Origin of the sequence: Bordetella tumulicola, from assembly GCF_965138755.1 — a bacterium.
GTDB classification, from domain to species: domain Bacteria; phylum Pseudomonadota; class Gammaproteobacteria; order Burkholderiales; family Burkholderiaceae_B; genus Bordetella_A; species Bordetella_A tumulicola.
This window is the reverse complement of record NZ_CBCSFP010000002.1, coordinates 275,201-292,060: the sequence shown is the minus strand read 5'-3', so window position 1 is coordinate 292,060 and position 16,860 is coordinate 275,201. Positions and strand designations below refer to the sequence as shown.

15 protein-coding genes are annotated in these 16,860 nt (G+C 57.6%); 1 reads left to right on the top strand and 14 read right to left on the bottom strand.

All coding sequences use genetic code 11. The features are described 5' to 3' along the window. Window positions 1-30: 30 nt before the first annotated feature. The 9 genes from ACNAZS_RS07030 to ACNAZS_RS06990 are packed head-to-tail and all read right to left on the bottom strand — an operon-like array spanning window position 31 to window position 8,882. Window positions 31-891 (bottom strand): TauD/TfdA dioxygenase family protein, encoded by an 861-nt coding sequence (locus tag ACNAZS_RS07030; RefSeq protein ID WP_415787619.1) that lies wholly within the window; start codon window positions 889-891, stop codon window positions 31-33. A gap of 31 nt (window positions 892-922) precedes the next feature. Beyond that, entirely contained in the window at window positions 923-1,807 is an 885-nt protein-coding gene (locus ACNAZS_RS07025; protein ID WP_415787617.1) for an ABC transporter permease, read from the bottom strand. Continuing rightward, entirely contained in the window at window positions 1,804-2,634 is an 831-nt protein-coding gene (locus ACNAZS_RS07020) for an ABC transporter ATP-binding protein (RefSeq protein WP_415787615.1), read from the bottom strand. Before ACNAZS_RS07020 ends, ACNAZS_RS07025 begins: the two co-directional genes overlap by 4 nt. Then, complete coding sequence (locus tag ACNAZS_RS07015) at window positions 2,624-3,184, bottom strand: 3-isopropylmalate dehydratase small subunit (protein WP_415787613.1); 561 nt, start codon at window positions 3,182-3,184, stop codon at window positions 2,624-2,626. The genes ACNAZS_RS07020 and ACNAZS_RS07015 overlap by 11 nt, the downstream gene beginning before the upstream one ends. Next, the gene (locus tag ACNAZS_RS07010) at window positions 3,156-4,415 is read right to left on the bottom strand and encodes a 3-isopropylmalate dehydratase large subunit (RefSeq protein WP_415787611.1); all 1,260 of its coding nucleotides are present in this window, start codon (window positions 4,413-4,415) and stop codon (window positions 3,156-3,158) included. Before ACNAZS_RS07010 ends, ACNAZS_RS07015 begins: the two co-directional genes overlap by 29 nt. 2 nt (window positions 4,416-4,417) lie before the next feature. Then, window positions 4,418-5,299: an isocitrate lyase/PEP mutase family protein gene (locus ACNAZS_RS07005; protein ID WP_415787609.1), complete on the bottom strand. Its 882-nt coding sequence runs from the start codon at window positions 5,297-5,299 to the stop codon at window positions 4,418-4,420. 29 nt (window positions 5,300-5,328) lie between these two features. After that, entirely contained in the window at window positions 5,329-6,402 is a 1,074-nt protein-coding gene (locus ACNAZS_RS07000) for an ABC transporter substrate-binding protein (protein ID WP_415787607.1), read from the bottom strand. Between the two features lie 49 nt (window positions 6,403-6,451). Further along, window positions 6,452-7,615 carry an acyl-CoA dehydrogenase family protein gene (locus ACNAZS_RS06995; RefSeq protein WP_415787605.1) on the bottom strand — a complete coding sequence of 388 codons (1,164 nt, stop codon included), beginning with the start codon at window positions 7,613-7,615 and terminating at the stop codon, window positions 6,452-6,454. Window positions 7,616-7,637: 22 nt separating this feature from the next. Then, window positions 7,638-8,882 carry a CaiB/BaiF CoA transferase family protein gene (locus ACNAZS_RS06990; protein ID WP_415787603.1) on the bottom strand — a complete coding sequence of 415 codons (1,245 nt, stop codon included), beginning with the start codon at window positions 8,880-8,882 and terminating at the stop codon, window positions 7,638-7,640. A gap of 124 nt (window positions 8,883-9,006) precedes the next feature. On the opposite strand from ACNAZS_RS06990, the gene ACNAZS_RS06985 reads away from it, so the two are divergent. Then, on the top strand, window positions 9,007-9,879 hold the full coding sequence (locus tag ACNAZS_RS06985) for an IclR family transcriptional regulator (protein ID WP_415787601.1): 873 nt from the start codon (window positions 9,007-9,009) through the stop codon (window positions 9,877-9,879). 66 nt (window positions 9,880-9,945) lie between these two features. On the opposite strand, the gene ACNAZS_RS06980 is transcribed toward ACNAZS_RS06985, so the two are convergent. Genes ACNAZS_RS06980 through ACNAZS_RS06960 form a run of 5 tightly spaced genes read right to left on the bottom strand, consistent with a single transcriptional unit; the run spans window position 9,946 to window position 16,566 of the window. Continuing rightward, window positions 9,946-11,466, bottom strand: a complete 1,521-nt coding sequence (locus ACNAZS_RS06980) for an efflux transporter outer membrane subunit (protein ID WP_415787599.1) — start codon at window positions 11,464-11,466, stop codon at window positions 9,946-9,948. Between the two features lie 14 nt (window positions 11,467-11,480). After that, window positions 11,481-12,599: an ABC transporter permease gene (locus ACNAZS_RS06975; protein WP_415787597.1), complete on the bottom strand. Its 1,119-nt coding sequence runs from the start codon at window positions 12,597-12,599 to the stop codon at window positions 11,481-11,483. A gap of 1 nt (window position 12,600) precedes the next feature. Continuing rightward, the gene (locus tag ACNAZS_RS06970) at window positions 12,601-13,779 is read right to left on the bottom strand and encodes an ABC transporter permease (protein ID WP_415787595.1); all 1,179 of its coding nucleotides are present in this window, start codon (window positions 13,777-13,779) and stop codon (window positions 12,601-12,603) included. After that, window positions 13,776-15,566: an ATP-binding cassette domain-containing protein gene (locus tag ACNAZS_RS06965; protein WP_415787593.1), complete on the bottom strand. Its 1,791-nt coding sequence runs from the start codon at window positions 15,564-15,566 to the stop codon at window positions 13,776-13,778. The genes ACNAZS_RS06970 and ACNAZS_RS06965 overlap by 4 nt, the downstream gene beginning before the upstream one ends. Window positions 15,567-15,570: 4 nt before the next feature. After that, window positions 15,571-16,566, bottom strand: a complete 996-nt coding sequence (locus ACNAZS_RS06960; RefSeq protein WP_415787591.1) for an efflux RND transporter periplasmic adaptor subunit — start codon at window positions 16,564-16,566, stop codon at window positions 15,571-15,573. Window positions 16,567-16,860: the final 294 nt, after the last annotated feature.

The window sequence follows — 16,860 nt, the reverse complement described above, 5'->3', positions numbered from 1 at the left end:
ATCGAAAGACTCAAAGTGGATGTGTAAGACTCAAGCGATGCTGGCCAATCGCCCAGAGGGGTTTCCCATCAGTGTGGTCCTGTGCATGCTACGGTTTTCGGACGCATCATAATCAGCGAGCGCGATATGCATGACACAACGATTGTCCCAAAGTATCGAATCGCCCCTTCGCCAAACGTGGCGATATACATTCTCGTGCAGCGTACTTCGTTTATATAAATACTCAAGCAACGGCTGGCTTTCTTCTTTGGTCAGTCCATCAATATGCGAGGTAGTCATCTCGCTGACATAGAGCGCCTTGCGTCCAGTTGTGTCATGAGCTCGGCAGATTGGTTGAAGGACAGGAGGGTTGCGCAGAGCGATCTCTTGGAGTTCGGCAGGCGTGCGTTGCAACCGTGTTTCTCGAGCAATGGTCATGTCGTGAACGGCGCTTCTATCGCCAAGCCATTGCTGTAGTAGCGGCGACAACCCTTCCCAGGCACGATACATATTGCAGAACAAGGTGTCTCCGCCAACAGAAGGCAACTGGACAGCATGGAGCAGCGATCCTTTAGCCGGTCGCAAGGTGGTGGATAGATCCGAGTGCCATTGACGCCCGACCGACAGCCGCTTGTTCGTTGCGGCTTCCCGATTGTTGACCAACAGGATTTCGGGATGATTGGCGTGACGAAATTTCGGGATAGCCGCGTGGTCATCTAGTTCCCCGAAATATCGGCTGAATCCAATCTGTTGTTCTGGTGTCAGGGGCTGATCTCTAAACAACAGGACCAAATGCTCGGACCAGGCAGTGTGCAGTGCGGCTATCGTATTTGCATCAAGCTTCTGGCAGAGATCCAGCCCTTTGATTTCTGCTCCCAAAGCAGATCCCAACTTGCATACTTCGAAGCTCATTGACGACCCCTAAAATAGGATGTGTAGTGGTTCAAGTTCCGGGAATCCTGTTTTGATCTGCCCAGAACAACAGTTTTTTCTGTATCCAGTGCATGATCAAGTGAAGCGTGATTCCAATGCTGGAAAGGCAAACGAGCACCGCGAAAACACCTGCGGTGTCCAAGTTGATATTCATCTGCATGATCAAATTTCCCAGTCCAGCTTGCGAACCGACGAATTCACCAACGATGGCGCCGAGTAAGCTGAAGATGATCGCGACCTGAAGCCCGGCGAAAATCATAGGCAGCGCACTAGGCAGCATCACCATCTTGAAAATTTGCCAACGAGAGGCTCGAAGCGAGCGCATGAGCTCTATCCGTTGAGGATCGGTAGAGCGCAGTCCGGTAATGACATTCACCAAGATAGGGAAAAAAGCGATGATTCCCGCAATAATGATTTTGGACGAAATGCCAAAGCCAAACCAGATGATGAATAGCGGTGCTATGGCGACCTTGGGCGTTGTCTGGATAGCGATCAGATATGGGTAAATGACGCGCTCCACGAATCGCGATTGAGCGATGAAGCTACCTAAAATTATGGCCAAGACAGCGGCGCCGAGGAATCCGAGTAAGGCCTGAGTCAAAGTAACGAGACCATTGGAGATAAAAATCCCGCTGGAAATTCCCCTTATCAGCGATTGCAAGACTGCGGACGGTGCCGGTACAACATAGGCCGGCACATTAAACATTCTGATGATTGCTTCCCAGCCTCCGACCACAATAACAAACAACAAAGGGATACAGAGCCATTCCAACCAGTTGCGCGAGGCGGCAGGACCATCGGATGGCAACGATTCGAGCGTTGCATTCTGGGAATGTCGAGTCACGAGTTCCTCTTGTATCAGGCTGTCGTGGCTACGTACTTGTGCGCTGGTCATTCTATTGCTCCACTGGAATTAAAGTGGCGCCGAATACGGCGTGTGTAGGTACCAAAGGCATCGCTGGTAACCTGGTCCAGCGTTCTGCCAGCGCCAAGGTCGACGTCAACGACCTCCGCAATCTGCCCGGGGCGATTGGATAACACCAAGACTCTTGTGCCCAGGAATACCGCTTCCGGAATCGAGTGAGTGACAAAGACGACCGTTTTCCCCGATTCGGCCCATAACCGCCTGATCTCCACATTCATGTTTTCCCGCGTCATGGCGTCCAACGCACCAAACGGCTCGTCCATCAGTAATGTGGACGGCTCATGCATCAAGGCTCGAGCAATGGCAACACGCTGCTGCATTCCGCCCGAAAGCTCGTTCGGATATTTGGCATGGAAATCGCGCAGGCCTACCATTGACAGAAGATCCAGGGCACGCGCTTTGCTTCGGGCCGTATCGAGTTTGTTGACGGCAGCGGGCAACATGACGTTTTCAACCGCGGTTCGCCAAGGCAATAGCACAGGGGATTGAAATACCACACCGATATCCTGCTGCGGCCCAAAGACCGCTTGGCCACGCATGTGAATATGGCCCGCGCTTCTCGGGATCAAACCGGCCAGTAGCTTCAACAGTGTGGATTTCCCGCAACCAGAAGGTCCGACGATAGTCAGGAACTCCTTTTCCCGAATATCAAGGGTGATGGGGCCCAGCGCACGGATGCTTGCGCCGTCCTGGGATCGATACGATTTCTCAAGACCATCAATCTTGATGAACGGCCGCGATGAGGCCAACTCGGACAGGTGATCGGTGGTGATGTGATCGTCGGCTTCAATTGTCATGTGAAGTTTCCAGTGATGCCGCGTGTGCGGTGCTTAAATAGCCCAGCCCTCCACCCGCCTGAACAATCTGGAGCAAAAAGTCCGGAAGTGGCGTCGCCTCGATTTTTTGATTGCGAGTTATATTTTCTATCTGGCCAGTCCGGAAGTCGACGCTCATCTGATCGCCATCATCGAACATGCTCAACGCCTGCTCGCTGAGTTCCAACAATGGAATTCCGCTATATATCGCAAGACGAAACGGAGGGCGAAAAAGCCGGTGCGCCAGCAATCCGAGTCCCATTGCCCTCATGGCAAGGAAGGGGTGCGTATGCTGGCTTCCATGAGCGAAACGCTTGCCGGCCACGATAAGATCGCCCGCCTTGGCTTGCGAGGCGAGTTCGGGTCGAACCTCTGCAAGAAGATGCTTGCGCAACGTCTCGGGGTCGTACTCGAAGACGTGACGTGCGGAAATCAGTTCGTCGCTGGATATATCGTTGTCCAATTTCCAACAGCGGCCTTGGTAAACCAGATTCATACGAGACCTATTCCTGACAAAGAAAGCGGCGGACATCTGTTATATGCCCGGTAAGCGCAGAGGCGGCTACGGTAAGCGCACTGGCCAGGTAAATGTTTGCGTCAACGCTCCCCATCCGCCCGCGATCATTGCGCGTACTTGTACTAATACGAGTCTCTCCAGCACTTAGTTGTGCCAAGCCACCGAAGCAAGGCCCACAGGTCGAAGGAGAAACTTGGGCACCCGCACGCATCAATGTATTCAACGTACCGTCTTGCATCGCCTGCTCATGGATCTTTCGAGTGGCGGGAATAACCAACAGCTGAACATCAGGATGAACACGGCGTCCTTCCAGCAATCGGGCCGCAGCCTGCAGCTCGGCCAAGGTCCCCGAGGCGCAACTGCCGATATAAGCATGGTCTATCCGCACGGACTCCAGTTCGGTGACATCACGAACGTGCGTCGGCGAAGGCGGAACACAGACTTGCGGCGCCAGCGTCGCGGCGTCGATATATATTTCTTTACGAACCGGGGCATCGTCATCTCCCGCCAAGACTACTGCGTCATTAACCCCGAGTGCCTGCAAGGCTCGTATCGTCTTGCTATCGGCCGGCACGATACCCGTTTCGGCACCGCAATCAATACTCAAACCGGCTATGGTCATGCGTTCCGGGATCGAGAGTGCCGCCATGGTATTGCCGGTGTACTCAATCACGCTATAACTTGCCGTCTCCTCGTCGATCTGTCTGAGCGCCGCCAATACAATGTCGCGTGCGCCAACCCCAGTGGGCATCGTACCGTCGACGCGTACCCGTACAGTGCCGGGTACGCGAATCCAGATATCGCCGCGCGCCATGGGCATGGTTATCTCCATACCAAACGGTATGGCCAATGCCCCGGTCCCGCCGATTGCCGACGTATGCGTGTCCGCGCCCACCACGAACATTCCTGGCCAGACCAGACCTTGCTCAACAACCAGCGGATGCGTGATACCCAGCCCATCGTAGAAATATCCCACCTGTGTGCTGGCTGCCAGTTGCCGGGTCAAGCGATTACGGTCGGCGCCTGCCGTACTGTGGACCGGCACTTCGTGGTCGATCGCCACGACGATCCGCTCTGGGTGGGCGAAAGCCTCTACGCCGATATCTTTCAAGCGCTTCACATAAGCAGGAAACGAGACTTCGGGTACCGTGATCAGATCCGGCTTGGCCCAAATGATTTCTCCCTCCTCCACGAAGGACTTGCCGCTTGCGCGTGCGAGAATTTTTTGCACTAGCGACATCGCCATGACTACCTCGCGTTTCCAAGTATTTGTGATTCAAATTCTGCATACTGCTTGGCGTCAAGCAGCTCAGTGAGCTGGTGCAACGGCAGCATGACGTCGATAAAAGCAGCCGTGCTGCCTTTATGCTTCAGTTCCGATAAGAGTGCGCGTTGCACGTGGACGATCGCCTGAATCAATGAAATTGAATACAACACCATGCCCAATCCCGTGGACTGGAGTTCAGACTGGGTGAAAACCGGTCGTACCGTCTCGGCCACGGTATGCAACACCGGGACAGGAGACGCCCGAACGACGCGTTCGATGTCTTCGAGGCTAGACAGGGAAGGAACCATGACCGCATCCACCCCACTATCGGCCATACATTGACACCGCCGGATGGTTTCCGGCAGGCCGGCGATCGTCAAAGCATCGGTACGCCCGATAATCAGCATGTCGTGACGGGCGGCAACGGCTGCGCGCAAGCGCTGAGACATTTCCTCGTCGGACACCAACGCTTTTGATGCCATGGCGCCGCAACGCTTCGGATTCACTTGATCCTCCAGATGTAGCGCGGCAACGCCGCCACGCTCGTAAGCCTTTATCGTCGCCGCGATGTTGTTGACCCCGCCGTATCCGGTATCGGCATCAGCCACAACGGGTAACGTCACCGCGTCGGCAATGGCGATAGCCTGCGCCGTCATCTGGGTACCGCTGATCAATCCGATGTCGGGTACCCCGTGACTGGCGGCTACGGAGTACCCGGATACCGAGACTGCGTCAAAGCCAGCTTGCGCAATAAGACGTGCGCCTAGGGGATCATGGCAGCCGGGCGCCGCAGTGGCAGATCGGTTGTTCAGTAAAGCTTTCAGCCGCTTGGCCGGCGTACATGTTTGCGCTGGTTGCCTCATAGACGGTCCTTGTTCTGGCGACAGAGAAGTCATTCCCCCAGTGTTGCTGCTTGTTTCTCTATGGTTTTGGTATCAAAGTCATTTACCGCATCGACAAATTGATTGGTATAGAGCGTTTCCGGATCGAGCTCGCCTTTTACACGGCCATTGGTGCGCATAAACTGCACCATCGTCTTAGCCGCGTCGGCGGGAAATTCTCCCCAGCGCTCATTGGCGTCTAGCTCGATGAACTCGCTACGGACCTTGATCAAGTTAAGGGCCTGCGCCAACGCGTCGGCATCGCTCAGGTTGGTCGGTTTGCTGCTGGGATACACGCTCCAGTGTGCCTTGACCGCACCCTGTGGGTTGGCCAACACCAAGGCGGAACCTTGTGCAACACAACGCAGTACTTTCCGTATGATTTCCGGGTGTTTTTCGATGTAGTCGTCGCGCACGAAGTACGATCCGCCAAAAACCAGCTTTTCGGCGGCAGGGGTGGTAAAGCGGCGTAGCTTGATGCCCATATTTTCGGCAGTGGCGATCTGCGAATCCCAGGTGCCCCAAACGTCGACCCGACCGCTGGTGAGTGCCGCGATGGCCTGCGCTCCTGCGCCTGTTTCTACGAACGTGACGTCTTTATTTGGGTCGAGGCCCGCGTCGGCGAGCATGCCTTTTATGATCTCGACCAACTGGGCGCCATAAGAGATGACGCCGATGGTCTTGCCCTTGAAGTCTTCGATAGACTGGATTTCGCTGTCCGCGAGCACCACGGGAAACTGAAAGTTTCGACGCATGTTCAGATAAACAGCCTTGATAGGCGCCCCTTTAGCGCGTGCGAGTATCGCCGCGCCCGGCCCCATGTTCACGAACTGCGCCTGGTCTGACAGAACGGCTTGCATGGCTGATGAGGAATTAGTAGGCTGGATAGTTACGTCGAGCCCTTCCCGCTTCCAACACTCAGTCGCTATTGGGACCGATGTGTTGTTAGCTTGAGATGCATCCAGGACTGTCGTACCGATGGCGATGGTCACTTTGGTTGACTCTTGGGCTGCCGCCGTATGGCCAATACATAATGCGATGGTCAACGCTGCGCATGCGGCAGCGCGTCGTGTGGGATTTATCATGATTTGTCTCCTGTTGTGGTTTTAGGTGCACTGACGTTTTCTTCGTCGACTAGCGCACCGTTGCGTCTGCCCATTGGCTGAATCGGCGTCCCACCAGTCCACCTGCAATCATGGTTCGGTGGATGTCCAGCGGGCCTCCGGCAATGGAATAGCCACGCACATATCGGTATCGGCGTTCCACGCCTAGATCCTTGAGGTAGCCCGCGCCGCCCATCAACTGAATGGCATCGTCAGACACGCTCTTGGCAGCTTCATTGCCGAATACTTTGACCATTGACGACTCTTGTGCGTCAGGCCAGCCGTCGCATGCGTCCAGCGCGTGATAGAGCATCAACCGAGCGGCCTGAATCTGGATTGCCATGTCTGCCAAGCGCATTTGAACTGCCTGAAACGACGCCAGGCTTCTGCCGAACTGTTCCCGATTCGATACATGATCCAGCGCGACGTCATAAGCGCCTATAGCGGTTCCCAGGATCAGCGCGGTGCCACCGCATCGCTCCAGGTTGTAGCAGTTGGTCAGTTCGGCAAACCCGCCTTCACCCGCCAGCAGGTTGCCAATGGGCACGTTGCAATCATCGAACAGCAGATCCGCCTGGTAATGCCCAGCCATGTTTTCACTCAGCCGATCGACTGAAAATCCCGCTGTTTCACGCTCAACGAGTATGGCGCCTATGCCTTTCGCGCGAGGTGCGTCACTGACACGGCAATACACGATAAAGAGTCCCGCGTTGGGAACATTGGAAACATAGTGCTTGCGTCCGTTGATAGTGATGCTTTCCGCACTGAGAGCGGCGCGCGTGGTCAACGCCGTTGAAGCGGTGCCCGCGCCTGGCTCGGTGATGCCGATCGCGACGGTATATTTTCCCGCGCAGATATCTGGCAGATAGCGCCTGCGGTGCTCTTCGGTGCCAAACGCGTAGATGTAATACGCCTGACCCAGACTAGCAGCGGACATGAAACCGGCAGCATCCAAGCTATGGCGTGCCATTTCCTCTATGCACATAGCGGCATCCAAGTGAGGCAGGCCGATACCGTTGTATTCCTCCGGAATATTAAGCCCGAGCATGCCGCCTGATCCCAACAGGGCCAACAACCTGGCACCATAGTCGGGATCGTCCCCGGCGCTTTGCTCCAAGGGTAATACCTCACGTTGTGCAAAGCGCTTGACTTGGTCAATGAGCGCGCGTTGTTGTTCGGTAAGCCGAATAGTCATTGGGTGTCCTCAGTCACGCTGTTCAAGTAATGTTTATCGATGATGGGCATCGACTAATGACGCCACTGTCGGCGAGTCGACCAAGCTCTTCTTGGGTATAGCCAAGCAAGGCACTTAGAACCTCGTCGGTATGCTCACCTAGCAGAGGCGGCCTGCGGTAGGTATTTATGGGGTCAGATGCGTAGCGGATCGGGTTCGCGATGACGTCAAGAGGCGCTCGCGCGTCCTCTTGCACAGGGGTGCGCAAATTGCGGGAAACGACCTGCGAATCGGCAAAGACTTGCTCAATGTTGTTGATGGCACCCGCTGGAATATCGGCGGCAACCAGTGCGTTCAGGCATTGCGCTACGCTACGAGTCGCGAAATGTGCCTCCAAAATGGGGATGAGCTCATCACGATTTCTGATGCGTTCGACGCCGGTCGAGAAACGGCTGTCGTCTGCCCACTCGGGAGAACCCAATGCGCGGCAGAACCGGACGAATTGGGCATCGTTGCCGACGGTGAGCATGACGGAGCCGTCGCGGCACTGAAACACCTGAGATGGCACACCCCCATTACCGTAGTTTCCTCGGCGAGGCAGCATCTGCCCCGAGATCAGGTAATACATGGCGTAATGCGACATGGCCGCCACCGTAGAGTCCAGTAGCGCGACATCAATGTAGTCGCCGCGTCCCCCGTTATGGGCACGAGCGTGCACGGCTGCGATGATCGCCACGTCCGCGTACAGACTTGTAATGACATCCGTAATGGAAAGGCCCGTGCGCATGGGGCCACCCGCCGGATGATCATCGGGATAGCCAATGCTGCTCATCAAGCCACCCATAGACTGGAAAATTGCATCGTAGCCAGGACGCTTGGCGTAGGGTCCGGATTGACCGAAACCAGTCAGTGAGCAATAGACCAATCCAGGGTTGTCTGCTGAAAGCGCTGCGTAATCCAAGCCATAGCGTGCCAATGTGCCAACGCGGAAGTTTTCAATGACGACATCAGATTTTTCGATTAGTTGCCGAACTATGCGGCTGCCTTCAGGTTTGGAGAAATCCACGGTAACTGACCGCTTATTACGATTTGCCGCCAAGAAAAACGCTGTTCCGCCCTCCTCTTGTTCACCAAAAAAGGGCGGCCCATAGTGGCGCGCTTCGTCCCCAGCGCCGGGCTGCTCGATCTTGATGACTTCAGCGCCCAGGTCGGCCAGCATCTGGCCAGCCAGGGGCCCGGCGAGTACCCGGCTCATGTCAACGATGCGGATGCCGTGCAGCTTATCCATCCTGTCTCCGTATGTTCTTGTCTGGCGCGATTTCGTCGCGTCCTTGATGAAGGCAATTTCAAGTCATACGAGTTTTTCTGTCAAATGTTATTCTTATAGGAGATGATTTAATTCTCTATAGAAAATGAACAGAAAAAATATAGACGCGATCGACGGTGAGGAGCGCTCTGCCGGCAAGTTGCAAGACCTTGATCTTTCGGCAGGAAAGGTAGTAGGCGCTGCGGTGCAAGCCGCCAGACTGATGACCTATGCGGCCAATCGCCGAACGCCGTGGAGTGCGCCAGAGGTTACGCGCGAACTCGGCATGAATCCCAGCACCTGCTTTAACCTGATTCAAACGTTACTGGCCGTAGGGTGGCTAGCCTCCGCCGAGCTCATCGGTCCGGGCAAGCGCTACGTACTGGGCGGCAGTTTCGTGAACCTCGCGCACCGTACGGCATCGCGGACAGTCGTCCTGCGTGATGTCATGCCGCGATTGCAGGAATACGCCGATCGATGGAAGGTCACCGCGACAATTTGGCAACGTCAATCTTTGACGCGTATGGAATTAGTCGCCGTCACTCATTGCCAGACGGCCATCAACGTGCAAATGCCGATTGGTAAGCGTCTACCCATTCTTATGGGAGGTATGGGGCGTATCATGGCCACGCAGGCGGGCTTCGATGACGCCACGCTTGTTGCGATCTTCAATAGCTTGCGTTGGGATCGTCCGTTGACATTTGCACAGTTTATGGCTCAGGCACGGAAGGCGAAGCGGGTTGGATGGGGGCTGGATGATGGATATATGAACAGGTCCGTTACCGCACTATCGGTACCCGTAATGCCCACGGCGGACGGTTCAGTGGAATATGTGTGCAGCGCGACGATGTTTCGCCATCAATATGCCAGCGCGGTTCTTCCTTCATTGGCAGATGGCTTAATGCCTATTGCAAGCAGCGCACAGGCGATTATTTATGGTGATCAAGCATCCAATGATGTCTACACCACACAAGGTTGACGTCCGGTCATAACCGGATATTCATGCATATCTTTATCAGCCATGGCAAGTATGATCCCAATACGGTCAATCTCGACTCGTCGTTTGCGATGTAATCCGCGCGGGCACATTACCAAGTACCTTATTCACCATCACAAAACGATTATTCAAGCGCCCTTGACTCACCGCTAGATCACGGCGTGCCGCGACGTAGCCGCGTTGGGTGTCCAGCACGGTAATGAAGTCGGCAACGCCTCCGTCGTAACGCGCTTGCGCCAGCTCGTAAGCCTGCTGCGCCGCATGCACGCGCCGTTCGAGCTCCTCAAGCTTCTGCTGTTCAGCCGTGTATCCGCTCAGGGCGTCGTCGATTTCCTGCCAGGCCCTCAGAACCGTCTGTTGATAGTTCACGGCGGCTTCCTGCTGTTGCAGCTCACGCAGTTGCACCACGCTTTTACGCCTGCCGTGATCGAAAATCGGCAGGCTCAGAGTGGGGCCAATGGACCACGTGCGACTGCCCCAATCCGCAAACTCGCCACTGAGATAGCTCTCGTATCCAAACTGTGCGCCCAGGCGAATGCTCGGGTACAGATCCGCCTTAGCGATGCCGATGCTGGCGGTTGCGCTGTGCAGACGCGCTTGGGCGGCACGGATATCGGGTCGACGCAGTGCCACCTCTGACGGGAGACCCAACGCCAGATCGGGCAACGCAGCCGTCGCTGGTACGGGGGCAATCAGTTCGTCGCGCAGCGTACCCGGACGTTCTCCCAATAACAACGCGATCTGATTGATGTTGACCCCTTCCTGCGCCAACAGGTCGGGCAGTTGCGCCCTCAGTGTAGAGAGCTCTGCACGCTGCTGTTCGAGAGAAAGGTGGTTGATCATCCCTGCGCTCACCTGCGCCTCGAGCAATCCTAGGCGATCCTGCAGCGTGGCGATGTCCTCGCGCGTCAAACGGATCTGGCTCTGGGTAGTCCTCAAATCAAAGTAGTTGCGCGCGACGTCGCTTGCCAGCGTCAACCGGGTCAAGTCCAGCAAGGCAGCCTGCTGGGCGACGTCCGCATCGGCCGCTTCGACAGATCGGCGCACGCGTCCCCACAGGTCCAACTCCCAAGAGGCGTCAAAGCCCGCCTGGTAGAGGGTAAAGGGTTCGGACAGCAACTCAACAAGCTCCTCCCGATTACCGGGAGCCGCGACCGCATCGAGCAGCCGCGTACCGGCACCATACTCGCTTTGGCGCTGCCGGGTTACGCCTGCGCTAGCATTGACGTCGGGCCCCCACTGAGCGGCCGTGGTGGCGCGCTGCGCGCGTGCCTGAGCAAAGCGCAGCGCCGCCGTGCGCAGATCGGGACCGGCGTCAAAAGCCCGCTGCTCCAGCCGATCGAGTACCGGGTCGTCGAATGCACGCCACCACACCTCAGGCAACGCCGCGCCGGCGATGACTGAGGCACGCAGGCTGTCATCGCTACTGCGCCAACTAGTCCAATCATCCGGGGCCTGTGGCGTGGGCTTGCCGAAGTCCGGACCGACTGTGCATCCACCTAGCGTCAAGACGACCAGGCACGATGCCAGAAAGATGAAGGAACGATTGGGATGGAGAATATCGGACATGACAACGACCCGAATCAGGAAAGACGGTGGCGAAACAGCCAGGCCGCCAGCGGCAGGGTAATAGAGGCAATCGCTAGTAGCGGAACAAAATCCAGCGCAACATCAGCCAAGCCCGCACCTTCGAGATAGACGCGCCGCACAATGCTAGTACCAAAACGCAGAGGATTGAGGTAAGTCGCAATTTGCAAGATATCGGGCATATTTTTCACCGACGAGATCAGACCCGACAGCAGCATCAACGGCATGATGAGCAAGAAGGCGTAAAGCATGGCCTGCTGCATGGTGAGTGATAGTGCGGAGATCGAAAGCCCGAGTCCGACGGATGCGATGGTGAACGTAAGCAGCCCGAGGTACAGCAGCGCGACCGATCCGCTCATGGGTATCTGAAACCAAAAGCGAACGACCAGAAAAATAATCGTGGACTGCAGCAATCCGATCAGGATCGCCGGTATCGCCTTGCCGATCAGGATCTGCATCGGCGTGAGCGGCGTCACCAGCAACTGATCGAAGGTGCCTTGCTCGCGTTCGCGTGCCACGGACAGCGCCGAGATCAGCAAAGTCTGCAGCATACTCAACGCGCCAATCAACGCGGACATGATATTCCATCGAGACTCGAGGTTGGGATTGAACCAGGCACGTCGTTCGATATCGATACCCGGCGCCCCCACCCCCCTCGCGGCGTTGTAACTAGCGACGATGGAGCCTATGTAGCCGGCAGCGGAGGCGGCAGTCGAGGAGTTGCGTCCATCCAGAATCACTTGCAGGGGAGCGAGCTGGCCAGCATTGAGGCGCTGGTCGAAGTCGAACGGAATAGTCAACACCACCAGCGCCTCGCTGTCATCAATCACCTCGGCGATCTGCGAGGATGAGGTAAGCGTAACGGCACGATGAAATACACCCGTGCCGTCCAGCCTCGCCAACAACTCTGTAGCGGCCTGGCCACGACTCTGGTCGAGCACCGCGTAAGGCACATGCGTCAGATCGTAGGTCGCGCCATAACCGAACAGCACGGCCTGAATCAAGGCAGGAGCAAACAAGACCACCCGACTAGCCGGATCCTTTAACAAAACGAGGATTTCTTTGCGGATCAGTGCGGCAATTTGCGCGAGGGTGGCAATGAGATCAGTCGTCATGTCACTCCAGCGTTTTGCGCAACTTGGCGTGGGTGGCAATAGTCAGCACCACCGCGTAGAGCGTCAGTATCGCCACGCTCTGGATAATGGTCGGCCAGTGATCGCCTGCCAGAAACAGCGTCTTGATCAACGTCATGAAGTGCGTGGCCGGCAACAATTGGCTGATGACCTGAATAGCCACGGGCGTATTGCGCAGATCGAACACAAAGCCCGACAGCATCATGGCCGGCATGAAACTGACCAACAGAGCAATCTGGCTGGCCTGGAACTGATTGCGCGCGGCCGCTGAAATAAACAGGCCCAACAGCAGCGACACGACGAGGTACAACATCGAAACCATCACAATCGCCATGAGCGAACCGCGCATTGGCACGTGGAAAAGAAAGTGCGAGGCCAGCAGACACATCGACAGATCGATGACACCTATGACCAGATACGGCGCGACCTTGGAGAGCACGATTTCCAGCGGCCGAACCGGCGTCACAAACAAGGACTCGAGGGTGCCGCGCTCCCATTCACGCGCAACCAAGAGCGAGGTCAGAAATGCGCCTATCAGCGTCAGTACGAGTGCGATGAGACCCGGCACCAAATACCACCGGCTTTCGCCCGCCTCGTTAAACCACATGCGTTGCACCACCTCGACATTGCCTGTCGCGGGAGGCTTGTTGCCATTGCGATCGGCCTGCTGTTGTGCCCAAGTACCGATGGCGCCGCCCACGTACCCTTCGATGGTGAAGGCCGACGTGGAGTCAACGCCATTGAGCACCAGCTGAAGACGGGCGTCACCCTGATTGAGGCGACGCGAAAAATCCATGGGCACGCGCACGATGGCGTCGACGTCACCCCCTCGCATCAGGCGTTCCGCTTCGATCATGTCGGTCACGAACACAGGCGCGAGATAGTCCGAGCCTTGTAGGCCGGCGAGCACGTCGCGTGCGGTTGGCGACCGGTCTTCCATGACCACGGCAACCGGTGCGTGCTTCACGTCGAACGACAGGCCATAGCCGAACAACAGAATCAGCGCCACCGGCAGCAACAAGCCGACGGCAAGATTGCTTTTGTCGCGCAACACCTGCCTGACTTCTTTACGCAGCAAGGCGACAAAACGACGGGAAAAACCGGAGGTATACACCGACGCACGGGCTTCGCTCTCGTGGTGCGCCGGCCCATGGATATTCATGCCGTGGCTCCTGGCACCGATGAATTTGTCGCGCGAGCACGGCCTTGTTCGACGATGGCGATGAAAGCGCTATTCATATCCGTGCCTGCCTCGTCGTACCGCACGGGATCCGCCTGCTGGCGTACTTCTCGCGGCGTGCCCAAGGCCAGCATCTTGCCCGCATCCTGGATCGCGATACGGTCGCAATATTCCGCTTCTTCCATGAAGTGGGTCGTAATGATGATGGTCACACCGTCTTGCGCCAGTGCCGTAATGGTGCGCCAGAATGCGCGGCGCGCCAGCGGGTCGATCCCGCTGGTGGGTTCATCCAGGAACAGAATTTCTGGCTCGTGCAGCAGACCGGCGGCCATCGCCAACCGCTGTTTGTAGCCGCCGGGTAATAGACCGCTAATGGCTTTGGGCGCCAGTCCGAACTGTTCGATGGTGGCGGCGACGCGCTGTTGAAGTCGTTGGCCGCGAAGGCCGTACGCGCCACCGAAGAACGCTAGGTTTTCGCGGACCGACAGATTCTCGTAGAGCGCAAATTTCTGGGAGACATAGCCAATACGTGCTCGTGCCTGGGCTCGCGCAGTGCGCAAATCCAGACCCAGGACGTCCAGATGCCCGCTGGAGGCGGGCAGCAATCCGCACAACATCCGAAAGGTGGTGGTCTTGCCCGCGCCGTTTGGACCGAGTAGGCCAAAGATCTCGCCGCGCGCCACATCGAACGAAATGTGAGACACCGCGGTGAAATCACCAAATTTTCGTACGAGATCGCGCACAACGATGACGGGCTTGTCGTTGTCGGTCTTGGCCGGGCTCAACGATGCCGCGACATGTGGATGCGCAACGGCGCCGTCGTCGTCCTGATGGAGACGCAGCATCATCATGAAGGCGTCTTCGAGCTCTTCTGGACGCGATTGTGGGTCGAGATCGCCGAGCAATGCATCCACCGCCTGCGCATCGGCCTCAGGGTCCCGAATGAAGCGCACGGCGCCGCCCTTGGGCACCGCGTCGATGATCAGCGCGTCGGCGTCGATGAGTCGTGCTTGCAGGTCGCGTGCGGGGGTTCCCTGGGGCGCAGGCACCACGAAGGTCAAGCCGCGCGCACGCTCAGCCAGCGCCGCCGGCTCGCCCTCGGCCAGCAGCTTGCCCTGGTTCATCACGTACACCTGAGCGCAACGCTCAGCCTCGTCCATATAGGCTGTGCTGACGATGACGCTGAGTTGTTCGTCTTCAACCAACTGCTGCAGGATCTTCCACAGCTCGCGCCGCGACAACGGATCAACACCCACGCTGGGCTCGTCGAGCAACAGCAGGTCGGGCGAGCGTACGAGTGTGCAGGCCAGGCCAAGTTTTTGCTTCATCCCGCCGGACAGCTTGCCAGCCGGGCGATCGGTAAACCGGGCGAGATCCGTCATTTCCAAAAGCCGCGCGAATCGTTCGCGGCGCACGTCGCGGGGCACGCCGTGCAGGTCGGCGTAAAGATCCAGGTTTTCCTGCACCCCTAAGTCTTCGTACAGACCAAAGCGCTGCGGCATGTAGCTGATGCGATCCTGCACGGCCTGCGGGTGGGCGACCACGTCGATATCGAGTACGTGCAGGCTACCGGAATCGGGCCTGAGCAGGCCGGCAGCCATGCGTAGCAGTGTGGTCTTGCCTGCGCCATCCGGACCCACCAGCGCCGTCAATCTGCCACGACGGACGGTCAGTGAAATGTCATCTATCGCGTGCAATGGCTCACCGGTTGGCGAATCGAAAACCTTGCGCAGTTGCTGAGCGAGGACGATCGCGTCGGAATCGCGCATCGGGTCACTCGCCATTGACAAAGTGCACGGTCGCGGGCTGCCCGAGCCGCAGACGATTCTCGCCATCCTCGACGAGCACACGCACCTCGTAAACGAGGCTTGTGCGCAACTCCTCGGTTTGTACCGACTTGGGAGTGAACTCGGCTACCGACGAGATGTAGCCCACCTTGCCGTGAACGGGCTGATCGGGATAGCTATCCGTAAAGACCTCTGCGGCCATACCCAGCGCAAGCTTGCCCAGGTCTGGCTCGCTGACATACACGCGCACCCATTTGGGCTGGCTCAGCGCCAGCGCGAACACCGCCTTCTGGGGGGAGGCCATGTCACCCGGCTCAAGCAATCGAGAGCGCACCACAGCATCGGCCGGCGCCTTGAGTTCGCCCTGGGCGATCTGGTGCTCCAACAGTGCCAGTTGCGCCTGAGACACTCGCAACTGGGCCTCGGCGCCCGCGATGTCCTCCTTGCGCGGCCCCTGCTCTATCAAGCGCAGGGCGTCCTGCTGTTCCGCCACGGTGGCCTGAGCTACCTTGACACCACTGCGAGCCCGGTCCAGATCCTGCGCGCTCACCCCACGTCCCCGCGTCTTGGCCGCAATACCCTGGAGGCGGGCCAGATCCTGCCGGGCACGTGTCGCGTCAGCCTGGGCGGCGGCCAGCCGGCTACGGGCCTGGGCGATTTCTTCCGGGCGCGACCCGTTGTGCAGGCGCGCCAGATTCTGCCGCTGCACTTCGATCTGCGCTCGTGCCTGCTCGGCCTGCAGCGCCAAGGTTCGAGTGTCGAGCACGCCCAATACGGCACCAGCCTTGACGCGATCGCCCTCGTCGGCGTGCAGTTCAACCACCCTGCCGCTGCCGTCAAAGGCCAGCGAAATCTGCCGGATATCCACGTTGCCATGCAGGCTCAGCTTGCCGTTCGCATCGGTATCGCGGAAATACCACCACGCTCCGCCCACAACGGCCAACACGACGACAACCACAACGACGATGAGAGTTTTTTTCATGACGAGCGGCACCAAGAGGAACTATGCGCCAGTGGTGCGTGAGCCGACGCAGCGATTCTTGCACGACATCTATATAGTATAGATGTCGTAGGCATTACTAGATTCTGTCTGTGCGCGTCGAGCCAGATGGCGCTAGCGGCGCATCCTAGCGTCGAGATGAAGGACCTCAAATCCTTTCTCGATCTGCCGCCCAGCATGCGGCGCTGATCTCTCATCCCGATCCATATCGAATGCGACTAGCTCTCGGCCTTTTTCCGCCCCACCCGGCGCGCCNTGCGCGCCCCGNNGCGGCGG

What these genes read in the sequence shown, in the direction of transcription:
- ACNAZS_RS07030 (WP_415787619.1), bottom strand. Translation starts at nt 891, where the DNA reads ATGAGCTTCGAAGTATGCAAGTTGGGATCTGCTTTGGGAGCAGAAATC.
- ACNAZS_RS07025 (WP_415787617.1), bottom strand. Translation starts at nt 1,807, where the DNA reads ATGACCAGCGCACAAGTACGTAGCCACGACAGCCTGATACAAGAGGAA.
- ACNAZS_RS07020 (WP_415787615.1), bottom strand. Translation starts at nt 2,634, where the DNA reads ATGACAATTGAAGCCGACGATCACATCACCACCGATCACCTGTCCGAG.
- ACNAZS_RS07015 (WP_415787613.1), bottom strand. Translation starts at nt 3,184, where the DNA reads ATGTCCGCCGCTTTCTTTGTCAGGAATAGGTCTCGTATGAATCTGGTT.
- ACNAZS_RS07010 (WP_415787611.1), bottom strand. Translation starts at nt 4,415, where the DNA reads ATGGCGATGTCGCTAGTGCAAAAAATTCTCGCACGCGCAAGCGGCAAG.
- ACNAZS_RS07005 (WP_415787609.1), bottom strand. Translation starts at nt 5,299, where the DNA reads ATGAGGCAACCAGCGCAAACATGTACGCCGGCCAAGCGGCTGAAAGCT.
- ACNAZS_RS07000 (WP_415787607.1), bottom strand. Translation starts at nt 6,402, where the DNA reads ATGATAAATCCCACACGACGCGCTGCCGCATGCGCAGCGTTGACCATC.
- ACNAZS_RS06995 (WP_415787605.1), bottom strand. Translation starts at nt 7,615, where the DNA reads ATGACTATTCGGCTTACCGAACAACAACGCGCGCTCATTGACCAAGTC.
- ACNAZS_RS06990 (WP_415787603.1), bottom strand. Translation starts at nt 8,882, where the DNA reads ATGGATAAGCTGCACGGCATCCGCATCGTTGACATGAGCCGGGTACTC.
- ACNAZS_RS06985 (WP_415787601.1), top strand. Translation starts at nt 9,007, where the DNA reads ATGAACAGAAAAAATATAGACGCGATCGACGGTGAGGAGCGCTCTGCC.
- ACNAZS_RS06980 (WP_415787599.1), bottom strand. Translation starts at nt 11,466, where the DNA reads ATGTCCGATATTCTCCATCCCAATCGTTCCTTCATCTTTCTGGCATCG.
- ACNAZS_RS06975 (WP_415787597.1), bottom strand. Translation starts at nt 12,599, where the DNA reads ATGACGACTGATCTCATTGCCACCCTCGCGCAAATTGCCGCACTGATC.
- ACNAZS_RS06970 (WP_415787595.1), bottom strand. Translation starts at nt 13,779, where the DNA reads ATGAATATCCATGGGCCGGCGCACCACGAGAGCGAAGCCCGTGCGTCG.
- ACNAZS_RS06965 (WP_415787593.1), bottom strand. Translation starts at nt 15,566, where the DNA reads ATGCGCGATTCCGACGCGATCGTCCTCGCTCAGCAACTGCGCAAGGTT.
- ACNAZS_RS06960 (WP_415787591.1), bottom strand. Translation starts at nt 16,566, where the DNA reads ATGAAAAAAACTCTCATCGTCGTTGTGGTTGTCGTCGTGTTGGCCGTT.